The 17282-nt window shown below is 62.0% G+C and carries 4 protein-coding genes and 1 pseudogene; 2 read left to right on the top strand and 3 right to left on the bottom strand.

What is annotated here, in order from left to right; all coding sequences use genetic code 11:
- Window positions 1-135 precede the first annotated feature (135 nt).
- Together ACYZT0_RS17585 and ACYZT0_RS17580 are read left to right on the top strand one after the other, a co-directional pair.
- Window positions 136-13134 carry a non-ribosomal peptide synthetase gene (locus tag ACYZT0_RS17585; RefSeq protein ID WP_462042309.1) on the top strand — a complete coding sequence of 4333 codons (12999 nt, stop codon included), beginning with the start codon at window positions 136-138 and terminating at the stop codon, window positions 13132-13134.
- A 28-nt stretch (window positions 13135-13162) separates the two neighbouring features.
- A pseudogene (locus ACYZT0_RS17580) lies at window positions 13163-13828 on the top strand (alpha/beta fold hydrolase); the annotation flags it as partial.
- A 44-nt stretch (window positions 13829-13872) separates the two neighbouring features.
- Here the strand turns inward: ACYZT0_RS17580 and dsbG are convergent.
- From dsbG to dsbD, 3 genes are read right to left on the bottom strand one after another with little or no spacing between them, the layout of a single operon-like run.
- Window positions 13873-14640 (bottom strand): thiol:disulfide interchange protein DsbG, encoded by a 768-nt coding sequence (dsbG, locus tag ACYZT0_RS17575; protein WP_462042308.1) that lies wholly within the window; start codon window positions 14638-14640, stop codon window positions 13873-13875.
- Complete coding sequence (locus tag ACYZT0_RS17570) at window positions 14616-15482, bottom strand: prolipoprotein diacylglyceryl transferase family protein (protein ID WP_462042307.1); 867 nt, start codon at window positions 15480-15482, stop codon at window positions 14616-14618. Before ACYZT0_RS17570 ends, dsbG begins: the two co-directional genes overlap by 25 nt.
- Window positions 15482-17218: a protein-disulfide reductase DsbD gene (dsbD, locus tag ACYZT0_RS17565; protein WP_462042306.1), complete on the bottom strand. Its 1737-nt coding sequence runs from the start codon at window positions 17216-17218 to the stop codon at window positions 15482-15484. The genes ACYZT0_RS17570 and dsbD overlap by 1 nt, the downstream gene beginning before the upstream one ends.
- Window positions 17219-17282 lie beyond the last annotated feature (64 nt).

The following is a 17282-nucleotide window of genomic DNA, read 5'->3' as shown; positions in this document are numbered from 1 at the left end:
CCGGGTAGCCGCTGCGGCCAAAACAGCATTCCCAAGCCTCGCGCGGTCGGCGAAGACCGCGTCCTGCACGCCCTCGAAGGGCGTGACGTCAGAAAACCGATTTCACTTGCAAGCCGAATTCAGGCAGGAAACCTCATGACCGACGCGTTCGAACTCCCCAGCACACTGGTCCAAGCCCTTCAGCGCCGAGCGGCCCTGACGCCGGACCGGGTGGCCTTGCGTTTTCTCGCCGAAACCCAGGATCAGGCTGTGGTGCTCAGTTATCGCGATCTGGATCAGCGGGCGCGGACCATTGCTGGCGCGTTGCAGGCCGAGGCTGCGTTTGGCGATCGCGCGGTGCTGTTGTTTCCCAGCGGCCCGGATTACGTCGCGGCGTTCTTCGGATGCCTGTACGCCGGTGTGATCGCGGTGCCGGCCTATCCGCCGGAGTCGGCTCGTCGTCATCATCAGGAGCGTCTGCTGTCGATCATCAGCGATGCCGAACCGCGTCTGCTGCTAACCAGCGCCGGTCTGCGCGATGCGTTGCAGCAAATAGAGGGTGCGCCGCCGTTGCTGTGTGTCGACACCCTCGACAGCGCCCTGGCCGAACGTTGGGTGGCGCCGAACCTTGCAGACGACCACATCGCGTTCCTGCAATACACTTCCGGCTCCACCGCGTTGCCTAAAGGGGTGCAAGTCAGCCACGGCAACCTGGTGGCCAATGAACTGCTGATTCGCCACGGCTTCGGCATTGATCTGAATCCTGACGACGTGATCGTCAGCTGGTTGCCGCTGTACCACGACATGGGCCTGATTGGCGGTCTGTTGCAGCCGATTTTCAGCGGCGTGCCGTGCGTGTTGATGTCGCCGGCGTATTTCCTCGGCCGGCCGTTGCGCTGGCTGGAAGCGATCAGCGAGTACGGCGGCACCATTAGCGGTGGACCGGATTTTGCCTATCGATTGTGCAGTGAGCGGATCAGCGAATCGGCCCTGGAACGCCTCGACCTGAGCGGCTGGCGCGTGGCGTACTCCGGTTCCGAACCGATTCGCCTCGATACGCTGGATCGCTTCGCCGAGAAGTTCGCGGCCTGCGGTTTCACCCAAGACAGTTTCATGGCGTCCTACGGGTTGGCCGAAGCGACGCTGTTCGTGGCCGGCAGCCCTCGCGGTCAGGGCATTGGAAACCTGCGCGTGGACGATAAAGCCCTGGCACAAAACCGTGCGGAGCCAGGCGACGGCAGCCCGATCATGAGTTGCGGCATCAGTCAGCCGGATCACGCGGTGCTGATTGTCGATCCGATTGCACTCAATAAGCTGGCTGACAACACGGTCGGCGAAGTCTGGGCCGCCGGGCCAAGCATCGCCCACGGCTACTGGCGCAACCCCGAAGCCTCCGCCAAGACGTTCGTTCAGCACGCTGGCCGTACCTGGCTGCGCACCGGCGACCTGGGCTTTATGCGCAACGGTGAACTGTTTATCACCGGGCGCCTGAAAGACATGTTGATCGTGCGTGGTCACAACCTTTATCCACAGGACATCGAGCAAACCATCGAAGGCGAAGTGGAGGTGGTGCGCAAAGGTCGGGTCGCCGCTTTCGCCGTCAACATCGAGGGGCAGGAAGGCATCGGCATTGCGGCGGAAATCAGCCGCAGCGTGCAGAAAATCCTCCCGCCCGACGCCCTGATCAAAGCCATCCGCCAAGCCGTGGCCGAGGCGTATCAGGAAGCCCCGAACGTGGTGCTGCTGCTCAATCCGGGGGCGCTGCCCAAGACCTCCAGCGGCAAACTGCAACGCTCGGCATGCCGCAATCGCCTGGCGGACGGCAGCCTCGACAGCTATGCGCAGTTCCCGTCGGCTGCCGTTCAGGGCGAATCCAAAACCGAATCAGGTTCCGAGCTGGAAGCCTTGATCGGGCAGATCTGGTGCCAGCAATTGCAGGTCAAACAGGTCAACGCCGACGATCACTTCTTCCTGCTGGGCGGCAACTCCATCGCTGCCACTCAGGTGGTCGCGCGTCTGCGCGAAGAACTCGCTCTGGAGCTGAACCTGCGCCTGCTGTTCGAAGCGCCGACCCTAGGCGCGTTTGCCGCCGCGGTCGCTCAGCAACAGCAGGATGGTCGCCTCGCCCAAGGCTCGATCACCACGCTGTCACGCACAGAAGCCATGCCGCAATCGCGGGCGCAAAATCGTCTGTGGATCACCTGGCAACTCGACCCGCAGAGCAGCGCCTACAACATTCCCGGCGCCTTGCGCTTGCGCGGCGGGCTGGATGAAGACGCCTTGCGCGCCAGTTTCCAGCAGCTGATCGAGCGTCACGAATCCCTGCGCACTCGGTTCTTTGAGCGTGACGGTGTGGCGCTGCAACAGGTCGATGCCGCGAGCGAATTCAACCTGCAACTCATCGATATCAGCGACCTGCCGGTTGCCGAGCGTGAAGTCCGTGCGCAGCAAATCCGTGAGGACGCAGCCCGTACTCAATTCGATCTGAAAAATGGCCCGCTGCTGTGGGTGACCCTGGTGCGCCTCGATGAAGAGGACCATCAACTGTTGGTGACGATGCACCACATCATCGCCGACGGCTGGTCGCTGAACGTGCTGATCGATGAGTTCTCGCGCCTGTATGCCGCAGCGTCCCAAGGACAAACAGCGACGCTCGCGGCATTGCCCACGCAATACGCCGACTACGGCAGCTGGCAGCGCCAATGGCTGGCGCAAGGGGAGGGCGAGCGTCAGCTGGCGTACTGGAAAGCGCAATTGGGCGATGAGCATCCAACCCTGAGCCTGGCCACCGACCATCCGCGCTCGGCGCAACACACGCACAGTGCTGCCCGCCATGGCGTGAAGCTGGGTGCGACCCTGAGCGAAGCCATTCGCCAGACCGCCCTGGCCCATCAATCCACTTCGTTCATGCTGTTGCTCGCCGCGTTCCAGACCCTGTTGCACCGCTACAGCGGCCAGCGCGACATCCGCATCGGCGTGCCGAACGCCAACCGTCCGCGCCTGGAAACCCAAGGGCTGATCGGCTTCTTCATCAACACCCAGGTGCTGCGCGCCGAGTTGGATTCGCAGCTGCCATTTGTGCAGTTGCTGGCGCAAACCCGTCAGGCCGCGTTGGGTGCACAAGCGCATCAGGACTTGCCGTTCGAACAATTGCTCGAAGCCTTTCCGCAAGCCCGCGAACAAGGTTTGTTCCAGGTCATGTTCAACCACCAGCAGCGGGACTTGAGCGCACTGCGTCGCTTGCCTGGGTTGCTGGCCGAAGAGCTGCCGTGGCACAGCCGCGAAGCCAAATTCGACCTGCAGTTGCACAGCGAGGAGGACCGTAATGGTCGCCTCAGTCTGTCCTTCGACTACGCGAGCGAACTGTTCGACACCGCGACCATCGAGCGTCTGGCCGAGCACTTCAGCAACCTGCTGCGGGCGATCTGCGAGCAACCGAAAACCGTCATCGGCGACCTGCAACTGCTGAACCCGCCCGAGCTCGATCAGCAAGCATTGTGGAGCGCCGCACCGTGTACGCCGGCCAGCGTCTGGCTGCCCGAATTGCTCAACGAACAGACTCGCCGGACCCCAGAGCGCACCGCCCTGATGTGGGACGGTGGCGCCATGGACTTCGCGCAACTGCACACCCAATCCAACCGCCTGGCCCATTACCTGCGCGACAAGGGCGTCGGTCCGGACGTCTGCGTGGGCATCGCTGCCGAGCGTTCGCCGCAGTTGCTGATTGGCCTGCTAGGGATCATCAAGGCCGGTGGCGCCTACGTGCCGCTGGACCCGGATTACCCGGCCGAGCGCCTGGCCTACATGCTCAACGACAGCGGCGTCGAATTGCTGCTGACCCAGACCGAGCTGCTTGACCGCCTGCCGGCCGCCGACGGCGTCAGCGTGATCGCCATGGACGCCTTGCATCTGGAGAGCTGGCCGAGCCACGCACCGGGTCTGCACTTGCACGGCGACAACCTGGCGTACGTGATTTACACCTCCGGTTCCACCGGCCAGCCGAAGGGCGTCGGCAACACCCACGCAGCCCTCGCCGAGCGGCTGCAATGGATGCAGAACACCTATCGCCTGAACGAAACTGACGTATTGATGCAAAAGGCGCCGATCAGTTTCGACGTGTCGGTGTGGGAGTGCTTCTGGCCGCTGATGACAGGTGCACGCTTGCTGATCGCCGGCCCCGGCGAGCACCGTGATCCGCATCGCATCGCGCAGTTGGTTCAAGCGTATGGCGTGACCACGTTGCACTTCGTACCGCCGCTGTTGGCGCTGTTCATCGACGAACCGCTGACCGCCGAATGCACCAGCCTGCGTCGGGTGTTCTCCGGTGGCGAAGCCTTGCCCGCCGAACTGCGCAACCGCGTGCTGGAACAACTGCCCGCCGTGCAATTGCACAACCGCTACGGCCCGACCGAAACCGCGATTAACGTCACCCATTGGCACTGCACAACCGCCGATGGCGAACGCTCACCGATTGGTCGTCCGTTGGGCAATGTGCTGTGCCGCGTGCTCGATGAGGCACTCAATCCGGTTCCGGCCGGGGTGCCGGGCGAGCTGTGCATCAGTGGCATCGGGTTGGCGCGCGGCTATTTGGGTCGTCCAGGCCTGACCGCCGAACGTTTTATCGTCGATCCGCTGGGCGAGCAGGGCGCTCGTTTGTACCGCACGGGTGACCGTGCGCGCTGGACTGCCGACGGTGTGATCGAATACCTCGGCCGTCTCGATCAGCAAGTCAAGCTGCGTGGCTTTCGCGTTGAACCGCAAGAAATCGAAGCACGCCTGCTGGCTCAGAACGGCGTCGCTCAAGCCGTGGTGCTGGTGCGCGAAACAGCGTCCGGCGCACAGTTGATCGGTTACTACACCGCCACTGAAACCAGCGAAACCGAAGACGCTCTAACCGCCCGCCTGAAAATAGCGCTGGCGTCCGAACTGCCGGAATACATGGTCCCGGCGCAGATGATGCGTCTGGACGAAATGCCCCTGAGCCCGAGCGGCAAACTCGATCGTCGCGCCTTGCCGGAACCGCAATGGCAAGTGCGCGAACACGTCGGGCCGGTCACCGCACTCGAGCAGCAAATCACCGGCATCTGGCGTGAAGTATTAGGCCTGGCGCAAATCGGTCTGCGCGACGACTTCTTCGCCCTCGGCGGCCACTCGCTGCTGGCCACGCAAATCATCTCCCGTACCCGTCAGGCCTGCGACGTCGAGTTGCCGTTGCGCGCGCTGTTCGAAAACAGTGAGCTGGGTGCGTTTGCCGAACAGGTTCGCTTGATTCAGGCCAGCGGCAGAACCAACCAGCAGCCGCCCATCGAGAAAGTCGACCGCAGCCAACCGGTGCCGTTGTCCTATTCCCAGCAGCGCATGTGGTTCCTCTGGCAGATGGAACCGGACAGCCCGGCCTACAACGTCGGCGGCATGGCGCGGCTGCGCGGGGTGCTTGATGTCGGGCGCTTTGAAGCAGCGCTGCAAGCATTGATCATGCGTCACGAAACCTTGCGCACCACGTTCCCGAGCATCAACGGCGTGGCCCAGCAACGGGTTCACCCGGAAACCGGCATGCGCATGGACTGGAAGGACTTCTGCGCGCTCGACGTTGATAACCGCGAACAGCGCGTCCAGCAACTGGCCGACGACGAGGCGCATAAACCTTTCGATCTGGAAACCGGACCCCTGTTGCGCGCCTGCATGGTCAAAACCGCCGAGCAGGAACACTACCTGGTGCTGACCCTGCACCACATCGTCACCGAAGGCTGGGCGATGGACATCTTCGCTCGGGAACTGAGCGCGCTCTACGAAGCCTTTGTCGATGACCGCGAATCGCCGCTGCAACCGCTGCCGGTGCACTACCTGGATTACAGCGTCTGGCAGCGTCAGTGGCTGGAGTCCGGCGAACGTCAGCGCCAACTCGATTACTGGACCGCGCAACTGGGGCGTGAACATCCGCTGCTGGAGTTGCCCGCCGACCGCCCACGTCCGCCCGTGCAAAGTCATCAGGGTGAACTGTTCCGTTTCGACTTGAGCGATGACCTTGCCGCCCGGGTCCGCGCCTTCAATGCACAAAACGGTCTGACCCTGTTCATGACCATGACCGCCACGCTGGCCGTGCTGCTTTACCGCTACAGCGGCCAGACCGACCTGCGCATCGGCGCGCCGGTGGCCAACCGGATTCGTCCGGAAAGTGAAGGGTTGATTGGTGCATTCCTCAACACCCAGGTGCTGCGTTGCCAACTCGACGGGCAAATGTCCGTGGGTGAGTTGTTCGAGCAGGTTCGCCACACCGTGATTGAAGGTCAGTCCCATCAAGACTTGCCGTTCGATCACTTGGTTGAAGTCTTGCAGCCACCGCGCAGCGCCGCTTACAACCCGCTGTTCCAGGTGATGTGCAACGTGCAGCGCTGGGAATTTCAGCAGAGCCGCACATTGGCCGGCATGACCGTCGAGTACTTGGCCAACGATGCACGAGCGACCAAGTTCGACCTCAACCTGGAAGTCACCGACCTCGACCATCGCCTGGGTTGCTGCCTGACCTACAGCACCGATCTGTTCGATGAACCACGCATTGCGCGGATGGCCGGGCATTGGCGCAACCTGCTGGAAGCGCTGCTGGCCGATCCGCAACAGCGCCTCAGTGAGTTGCCAATGCTGGAAGCCACTGAACAGCAAAACCTGCTCGACAGCCTCGGCATCGAGCCGGGCGAACATCGACTCGACCAGTGCATTCATCACCTGTTCAGCGAGCAGGCCCTGGCCCGCAAAGATGCACCCGCACTGACTTTCGCCGGGCAAACCCTGAGCTACGCCGAACTCGACAGCCGCGCCAATCGCCTGGCCTGGATGCTCCGCGAGCGTGGCGTAGGGCCGCAGGTTCGGGTCGGTCTGGCACTTGAGCGGTCGCTGGAAATGGTCATCGGCCTGCTGGCGATCCTCAAGGCTGGCGGCGCCTACGTGCCGCTGGACCCGGAATACCCGCTGGATCGTTTGCACTACATGATCGAAGACAGCGGCATCGGTTTGCTGCTCAGCGATGCGGCGATGTTCGAAGCACTTGGCGAACTGCCGCCCACCGTGGCTCGCGGGTGCCTGGAAGAGGCCGCCGCCACACTGGCCAATTACCCGGCCACCGAGCTGCCGTTTATCAGCCTGCCACAACATCAGGCGTACCTGATTTACACCTCTGGCTCTACCGGCAAACCAAAAGGCGTGGTGGTGTCCCACGGTGAAATCGCCATGCACTGCCGCGCCGTGATTGAGCGCTTCGGCATGCGCCCGGACGACTGCGAGCTGCATTTCTATTCAATCAACTTCGACGCCGCGACCGAGCGTTTGCTGGTGCCGTTGTTGAGTGGTGCTCAAGTCGTTCTGCGCGCTCAGGGCCAGTGGGATGCGGAAGAAATCTGCGGTCTGATTCGCCGTCACAACATCAATATTCTCGGCTTCACCCCAAGCTACGGCAGCCAGTTGGCGCAGTGGCTGGCGACTCAGGGTGAAACTCTGCCGGTGCGCCTGTGCATCACCGGCGGTGAAGCCCTGACGGGCGAACACTTGGCGCGAATTCGCGCGGCGTTCAAGCCGAATCTGTTTTTCAACGCCTACGGCCCGACCGAAACCGTGGTCATGCCGCTGGCCAGTCTGGCGCCCGAGCAGCTTGAAGAGGGAATGGGCAGTGTGCCGATCGGCAGCGTGATTGGCGCTCGGGTGGCTTACATCCTCGATGCCGATCTGGCGTTGGTGCCGCAAGGCGCGACCGGCGAGTTGTACGTCGGCGGTGCCGGGCTGGCGCAGGGTTATCACCAGCGTCCGGGCATGACGGCCGAGCGGTTTGTCGCCGATCCTTTTGCTACCAATGGTGGGCGTCTGTACCGCACCGGCGATCGGGTGCGTCAGCGCGCCGATGGTCTGGTGGAGTACCTCGGGCGCATTGACCATCAAGTGAAAATTCGTGGTTTCCGCATCGAACTGGGCGAGATCGAAACCCGCCTGCTGGAGCATGAATCGATCCGTGAAACGGTGGTTCTGGCGTTGGACGCACCGAGCGGCAAACAATTGGTCGGTTATCTGGTGACAGACGTGGCCGAACAGGACGAAGCGCAAAAAGCCTCACTGCGTGAAGCCCTCAAGGCGCACCTGAAATCGCAATTACCGGATTACATGGTGCCGACGCACCTGATCCTGCTGGCTCGTTGGCCGCTGACCGCCAACGGCAAACTCGACCGCCGCGCATTGCCGGCGCCGGATCCTGAGCTGAACCGTCAGCATTACGTGGCGCCGAGCAATGAGCTTGAACTGACGCTGGCCGCGATCTGGTGCGAAGTGCTGAACGTTTTAAAGGTCGGCCTCAACGACAACTTTTTCGAACTGGGCGGCGATTCGATTCTGTCGATTCAGGTGGTCAGCCGTGCGCGGCAGCAGGGCATTCACTTCAGCCCGCGTGACCTGTTCCAGCACCAGACGGTACAGACCCTGGCCGCCGTGGCGACCCGTACTGAGCAGGTCACGGCTGAGCAAGGTTTGCTGACCGGCGAATCACGGTTGACGCCGATCCAGCACTGGTTCTTCGACACCGACATCCCTCAGCGCCAACACTGGAACCAGGCATTGCTGCTGGAGCCGACAGTGGTCCTGGAGCCCCATCGCCTCGAGCAAGCATTGCTGGCGGTGATCGAACAGCATGACGCCTTGCGTTTGCGTTTCACCGAAGTCGCAGGTCAATGGCAGGCCGAGCACCAAGCGGTTTGCGACGCGCCGGTGTTGTGGCAAGTGCGCGTTTCGTCCATGGACAAATGTGCGGCACTGTTCGCCGATGCGCAGCGCAGTCTCGACCTCGAAGAGGGACCGTTGATGCGGGCGCTGCTGGTCGACGGTCCCGAGGGCCAACAACGGCTGTTCATTACCATTCACCACCTGGTGGTGGACGGCGTTTCGTGGCGGGTGCTGTTGGACGACCTGCAAACGGTGTATCGCCAACTGGACGCGGGGCAGTCGGCAAAACTGCCGGCGAAAACCAGTGCCTTCAAGGACTGGGCCGCACGCTTGCAGGCGTATGCCGGCAGCGAATCCCTGCGTGAAGAACTGAGCTGGTGGCAGTCGCAACTGGCCGGTGAAAGCGTCGAGTTGCCGTGTGATCGCTCCGAAGGTGGCCAGCAGAATCGTCATGCACAAACCGTCAGCGTGCGCCTCGACAGCGAGTTCACCCGACAATTGTTGCAGCAAGCGCCGAGTGCCTATCGCACCCAGGTCAACGACTTGCTGCTGACTGCATTGGCCAGCGTGCTGTGCCGCTGGAGCGGTCACGCGTCGGCGTTGATTCAACTCGAAGGCCATGGCCGTGAAGCGCCGTTCGACGAAATCGACCTGACGCGCACCGTCGGCTGGTTCACCAGTGCTTATCCGCTGCGGCTGATGCCGCTGAACATTGAAGAAGCCGCCGGGCAGGGCGCCTCGATCAAGGCGATCAAGGAACAACTGCGTGCGGTGCCGCACAAAGGTCTGGGTTATGGCGTGTTGCGTTATCTCGCCGATGACTCGAGCCGGCAGACCATGGCTGCCTTGCCGGTGGCGCCGATCACCTTCAATTACCTCGGTCAGTTCGACCAGAGCTTCGGCGCGGACGCCTTGTTCCTGCCTCTCGATCAAGCGGTCGGCGCGGCCCATGATCCTCGCGCGCCGCTGCCCAACGAGCTGAGCGTCGACAGCCAGGTCTATGGCGGTGAACTCGTGTTGCGTTGGACCTTCAGCGCCGAACGCTACGATGTGCAGACCATCACTGAACTGGCAGACGCTTACCTCGGCGAATTGCAGCGCCTGATCGAGCATTGTCTGGGCGACGATGCGGGTGGCCTGACGCCGTCGGACTTCCCGTTGGCGAAACTGACCCAGACACAACTCGACGCGCTGCCCATCCCGGCCGCCGCCATCGAAGACGTCTACCCGCTGACCCCGATGCAGGAAGGCATGCTGTTGCACACCTTGCTGGAACCGGGCACCGGCCTTTATTACATGCAGGATCGCTACCGCATCAACAGCGAGCTCGACCCGCAGCGTTTCGCCCAGGCCTGGCAAGCCGTCATCGCCCGTCACGAAGCCCTGCGCGCCTCGTTCTGCTGGAACGTCGGCGAAGACATGCTGCAAGTTATCCACAAGCCAGGCAGCACGCCGATCGAGTATCTGGACTGGACTGCAATCGTCGATGCCGAGCAGGAGCCGAAGTTGCAGGCACTGCTCAAAAGCGAGCGCGAGGCCGGGTTCGATCTGCTCAATCAGGCACCGTTCCACCTGCGTTTGATCCGGGTGGGCGCAGCGCGTTACTGGTTCATGATGAGCAACCACCACATCCTGATCGATGCCTGGTGCCGCTCGCTGCTGATGAACGATTTCTTCGAAATCTACACCGCACTGGGCGAAGGTCGAGACGCGCAGCTGGCCGTGCCACCGCGCTATCGCGACTACATTGGCTGGCTGCAGCGCCAGAGCCCGGCCGAGGCGCGGCAGTGGTGGAAAACCAACCTGCAAGGCTTCGAGCGGACCACACCGATTCCGAGCGACCGGCCGTTCCTGCGTGAGCATGCCGGTGAAAGCGGCGGCATGATCGTCGGCGACCTTTACACAAGGCTTGATGTCCGTGACGGTGCGCAACTGCGCGAACTGGCTCAGGCGCATCAGTTGACCATCAACACCTTCGCTCAAGCGGCGTGGGCGTTGGTGCTACGACGTTTGAGCGGCGATCGCGACGTGTTGTTCGGCGTTACGGTGGCCGGGCGCCCGGTGGAAATGCCAGCGATGCAGCGCACCGTCGGGCTGTTCATCAACAGCATCGCGCTGCGGGTGAAGATGCCCGAGGACGATCAGCGGTGCAGCGTTCGTCAATGGCTCAGTGGCTTGCTCGACAGCAACATGCAATTGCGCGAGTACGAATACCTGCCGCTGGTGAGCATTCAGGAAAACAGCGAACTGCCCAAGGGCCAGCCGTTGTTTGACAGCCTGTTCGTGTTCGAAAACGCCCCGGTGGAAGTCTCGGTACTGGACCGTGCGCAGAGCCTCAACGCGACGTCGGATTCGGGCCGAACCCACACCAACTTCCCGCTGACGGCGGTCTGCTATCCGGGCGATGACCTGGGCTTGCACCTGTCTTACGACCAGCGTTATTTCGATGAGTCGACCGTCGAACGCATGCTCGGCGAGTTCAAGCGGTTGCTGTTGGCGCTGGTCGAAGGTTTCCATGGCGACATGGCTGACTTGCCGCTGCTGGGGGCCGAAGAGCAGGATTTCCTGATCCATGGCTGCAATCAGAGTGAACACAACTATCCGCTGGAGCAGAGCTACGTCGCTTTGTTCGAAGCGCAAGTCGCTCAGCATCCGCATCGGATTGCCGCCAGTTGCCTGGATCAGCAGCACAGCTACCTTGAGCTGAATGCGCGCAGTAACCGTCTCGGTCACGCCTTGATCGCCGCTGGCGTGAGACTGGATCAACCGGTGGCGTTGCTGGCGGAACGTAACCTCGATCTGTTGGGCATGATCATCGGCAGCTTTAAGGCGGGCGCCGGTTACCTGCCGCTGGACCCGGGCCTGCCGAGTCAGCGTCTGAGCCGGATCATTGACCTGAGCCGCACGCCGTTGCTGGTTTGCACTGAGGCCTGTCGTGAACAAGCCGTCGCGCTACTGGATGAGTTCAGTTGCGCCAATCGGCCGAAGTTGCTGGTGTGGGAAGAGGTGCAGGCGAGCGATGTTTCGGTGGTCAATCCGGGTGTCTACAGTGGTCCGGACAACCTCGCTTACGTGATCTATACCTCGGGCTCAACCGGCCTGCCGAAGGGCGTGATGGTCGAGCAACGCGGCATGCTCAACAACCAGTTGAGCAAGGTGCCGTACCTGAATTTGAGCGATGCCGATGTGATCGCTCAAACCGCCTCGCAAAGTTTCGACATTTCGGTCTGGCAGTTCCTCGCCGCACCGCTGTTCGGCGCTCGGGTGGACATCGTGCCGAACACCATCGCCCATGATCCGCAAGGGTTGCTGGCGCATGTGTCGGCGCAGGGCATCACCGTGCTGGAAAGCGTGCCTTCGCTGATTCAGGGCATGCTCACCCAGGAACGCATGGGCCTCGACGGACTGCGCTGGATGCTGCCAACCGGTGAGGCAATGCCGCCGGAGCTGGCGCACCAGTGGCTGCTGCGCTACCCGCAGATCGGACTGGTGAATGCCTACGGTCCGGCGGAGTGTTCGGATGACGTGGCGTTCTTCCGTGTCGACATGGCGTCGACTCGCGGCAGTTATTTGCCGATCGGCACGCCGACCGACAACAACCGTTTGTACCTGCTCGACGGCGCGCTGGAATTGGTGCCGTTGGGTGCAGTAGGTGAGTTGTGCGTGGCCGGTACCGGTGTCGGCCGTGGCTACGTCAGTGAACCTTTGCGCTCAGCTCAAGTGTTTGTGCCGAACCCGTTTGGTGCGCCCGGTGATCGTTTGTATCGCACCGGTGATCTGGCCCGTCGTCGCAGTGACGGCGTGCTGGAATACGTCGGGCGTATCGACCATCAAGTGAAGATCCGCGGCTATCGCATCGAACTGGGCGAAATCGAGGCGCGTCTGCATGAGCAACCGGAAGTCCGCGAAGCGGCGGTGGGTGTGCAGGAAGGGGTCAACGGCAAGCACCTGGTTGGGTATCTGGTAGCGGCTGACTCGGCGCTGAATCCGACCGAACGGCTGGAGCGCATCAAGCAACGGCTGCGTGCCGAGCTGCCGGAATACATGGTGCCGGTGCATTGGTTATGGCTCGACCGGATGCCGCTGAATGCTAATGGCAAACTCGACCGCAAGGCCCTGCCGGCGCTGGAAATCGGCCAGTTGCAGAGCCAGGACTATCAGGCGCCACGCAATGAGCTGGAGCTGACCTTGGCTGATATCTGGGCCGAAGTGCTGAAGGTCGAGAAGGTGGGGGTGCGTGACAACTTCTTCGAGCTGGGTGGGCATTCATTGCTGGCGACGCAAATTGCTTCGCGGGTGCAGAAAGCCCTGCAACGTGATGTGCCGCTGCGGGCGATGTTCGAATGCAGCACGGTGACGGAGTTGGCCGAATACATCGATGGGCTGGCGGCGAGCGATATCACCGAGGAGAAGGTGGATCGTCTGAATGATCTGATGGCGGAGTTGGAGGGGCTTTGATTCTCTAACGTCTGTGCGGGCCCCTTCGCGGGCAAGTCGGATCAGCCACGGTGAATCCGGGCCGCTACCCCAAGGCACGAAATCGCTGGATGACATCGCACGTCAGGCACTGGCGTTGCTCGATCATCTGGACATCGATCGCGTCACGTTGGTCGGTCTCTCGGTCGGTGGCATGTGGGGTGTGCGTTTAGCGCTGTCGGTTCCGCAGCGGATCAACGCTCTGGTGCTGTTGGACACCTACGTCGGTGTCGAACCCGAACCGACTCGCCAATACTATTTCTCGCTGTTCAAACAGATCGAAAACACCGGCATGATTGCGCCGCAGCTACTCGATATCGTGGTGCCGATCTTCTTCCGTCCGGGCATCGATCCGCAGTCGGCGCTGTATCAGGATTTTCGCGCCAAACTGGCTGCATTGCTGTCTGAACGCCTGCGCGAGAGCATCGTGCCGATGGGGCGAATTACGTTTGGGCGTGATGATCTGTTGACGCGCCTGGGCGAGTTGAATCCTGAAACCACGCTGGTGCTGTGTGGCGATCAGGACAAACCGCGACCGCCATCGGAGACGAGGGAGATGGCCGAGTTGATCGGTTGCCCGTATCTGCTGGTGCCGGAGGCGGGACATATCTCCAACCTTGAAAACCCGCAGTTCGTCACCGAAGCGCTGTTGAAATTCCTGGCAGAGCATCAGTAAAGATCGTTCCCACGCAGAGCGTGGGAACGATCAACGCTCTTTGGTCACTTCGGCCCGAGAATCTGTACCAACTTGTCCGGCGAAGGCGCGCCTTGCTGCTGTTGCAACTCGCCCTTGTCGTCCATGTAGAAAATCGCCGGGGTGGCCTGCAACTCCAGGTCCTCCATCAGCTGCATGTTCGCCGCCAGTTTCGCCTGAATCGCCGGAGGTATGTTCTTCAGGGCTTTTAGCGAACTGCCCTTGCCGGATTTCTCGTGATCTTCCAGTGCTTTGCTCGGATCCTTGGCGGCCAGCAGCGCAGCCGATTTGCCCGGGCTGTCTTCGCGAATGATGCCGACCATGATGTGCCGCAGCTGCACCTTGCCAGCCTTGACCCATGGCCGCGCCTGCTCCCAGAACATGTTGCAGTAAGGGCAATTCGGATCGCTGAACAGGTAGACGATCCGCGGCGCATCTTTCTTCCCGTCACCGATCCAGTTGCTGGTTTCCAATTTGCCCCAGACTTCCTTGGCCATCGGTGCGTAAACCAGCTTCTGCAGCGGCGCGCTGCTCAGGTCGTTGCCGTCGGCGTCGTACAAATTGCCGAGCAACACATGCTTGCCATCCGGAGTCAGGTACAGCGCTATGCCGCGGCTCTGGTACTGCGCCGCATAACCCCGCAGACCGTCGGGTGCGTCGAATTGGCCGACGATTTTCGCGCCTTTGGCTTCGATTTTCTTGATCGCTTCGGGCAGCTCTTCAGCCTGTACCGACGGCAAGTGCAGCAGGGCGGCGCCCAGGGTCAATGTCAGCAGGTGGCGGAGGCGGGACATGGCAGTTTCCTTGAAGAGGTGGCCGGTGCGGCAGGATTCGGAGTGTCGAAGTTTTCCAGGGCTCGGGCCAGGCTGGCTTCCGACAGCTCACCCAGATGGCTGCCCAGCAGGCGACCGTCGGGACTATAGAACAGCGTAGTCGGCAACGCCATGGAGCCGACGGCCTGGCCCAATCGGCCACTGCCGTCAAACAGCACGTTGGACAGGCTCAAGCCCTGGGTTTCCAGAAAGGTGCTGACGCTTTGCATGCTTTCAGCCTGATTGACGAACAGGAACGTCAGGTCCGGGCGGTGTTGCTGGGCGTTTTCCAACACCGGCATTTCCCGACGACACGGCGGACACCAGGTGGCCCAGAGATTGATCACCAACGGGCCGCCTTTGTAGTCGGCCAATTGCACGGTTTCACCGGCGGCATTGCGCAGGGCAATTTCCGGCAGGCGCGTGCCTTGTTCGTAAATCGTCAGGGAGAAAGTCGCCAGCAGCCAGAACGCCAGGCCGCTGGCCACGCCAAACCCCAGGGGGCGGCGCAAGCCCGGGCGACGCCAGCCTCGATACAACGCGGCGAGCAGCAGCACGATCGCACCGGGCCAGGCGAGAAAACCGCCGTCGCGCAGGTCGATGATCTGCCACGGATCGTTGCGGTACTGTGCCCAGTAGGCGATCACGAAGCTGATCCGGGCGGCCAGCATGCCCAGCAGGAACAGGCTAAACAGCACCGACTCCGGGTTCTCGCCGCCGCGCTTGGCCACCCGCCAGCCGACGAAGGTCGCCAGCGCCAGGGCGCTGATCAGCAGCAGGTGATTAAGCGCAATGGCAAAAGTGCCGAGGGTAAAGGTCAGCATTAACGGGCGTCTCGGGTGGTGGACCAGCGTTGCAGGAATGTGTCGGCATCGACCTCACCGGTGATGCGCTGGCTGCGACGCTCGATGCCGTCGGCACCGATCCACAGCAAGCTCGGTGGCCCCGGCACTTTATAACGGCCGAGCAGTTCGCGGCTGGCGGCATTGTCGGCGGTGACGTCCAGGCGTAGCAAGCGCACATCTTTCAAGGCTTCCAGTACGTGGGGTTTGCCGAATACCTGTTTTTCCATAACCTTGCACGACACGCACCAGTCGGCGTAGTAGTCCAGCAGCACCCACTGGCCTTGAGCCCGTGCCGCGTCGAGTTCCCGCTGCAGTTCGGCGGGGTCCTTGAGGGTGGTGAAGGCGTCGTGGCCGACAGGGTTTATCGCACGGCTCGAATTTGAAGTGCTGTAGACCTGCAACGGCTTGAACAGATCGTCACTGCCACCGGCGGCACCCACCAGCAGCAGGCTGCCCCACAAACCCAGTAACAATGAGCTGGCCCCGAACACATGAGCGGTCCGTCCGAAACCGTCGGATTGGCGCCAGGCGCTGTAAGCCGCGGTCACCAGCAAGGCGCCGCACAAACCGACCCACAGGGATTCATTCAGCACCGGGCGCAGCATCAACAGGGCAGTGGCGAGGAACAGGAAGCCAAACACACCTTTGAGCAGGTTCATCCAGGCGCCGGGTTTGGGCAGAAAGCGATTGCCGACGGTCACCAGCAACAGCAGCGGCACACCGATGCCGATGCCCATGGCGAACAGAATCAACCCGCCATGCAGCGCATTGCCGCTTTGCGCAATGTAGAGCAAGGCGCCCGCCAGTGGGGCGGTCATGCACGGGCCCACCAGCAAACCGGACAAGGCCCCCAACACACCGGCGCCGAACAGGCTGCCGCCGCGCTGATTGCGCGAGACATGTTCCAGGCGATCACGCACAGCCACCGGCAGTTGCAACTCGAAGAAGCCGAACATCGGCAACGCCAGCAACACAAACACAGCCGCGAAACTGCCCAGCAACCAAGGATTTTGCAACAACGCCTGCAGATTCGCCCCGAGCAGCGCGGCCAGCACGCCCATCGCCGCATACACCAGCGCCATGCTCACGACGTAGCTGGTCGCCAAGGCGAAACCACGCTTGGGTGTGGCGCCACTGCCGACGATCAAACCCGCCAGAATCGGTAGCATCGGCAACGAGCAAGGCGTGAACGCCAGCAACAGCCCCAGACCAAAGAACACCAGCAAGCTCCAACCCAGCGCCCGTTGCTGCAGGTCGCTGGCCAAGGCTTGATCCGGCGCTTCGTTTGTCGCAGTGGTAGTCGATTTACCGCCCAGATTCACGACCTGAGTTTGCGGCGGATAACACAAACCGGCATCGGCACACCCCTGGAAACCCACCTTGATCTGACCCGTGGCGCCTGCCGGGATCTTCAGTTCCAGGCCTTTGCGATAGACCTGCTGTTCGCCGAAGAACTCATCGCTGTGCGCTTCGCCGTCAGGCAATACAGGCTTGTGTTCCGCGGGCAAGCCATCGAACTTCAGGCGTTGCTGGTAGAGGTAATAACCGTCGGCGATCTGCCAATAGAGCTGGGTTTCACCGGAATCAAGGCGTTCGGAGGTGAAGATGAACGCCTTGCCGACGGGAAGAAAGTCGGGTTTGGTCGCGAACGGATCAGTCCCTGCCTGGGCCAGACCCGAGATCAGGAGAACAAAGAATAGAAACAGTCGACGCATTGGGTAAGCCTTATCCCTGTGCAAGTGAAGTGCACAATGGGAGGCGACGATTAACCGACGATTA

It is taken from the genome of Pseudomonas sp. ZS1P83 (genome assembly GCF_054897825.1).
This window is presented reverse-complemented; position numbering and strand designations above follow the sequence as displayed.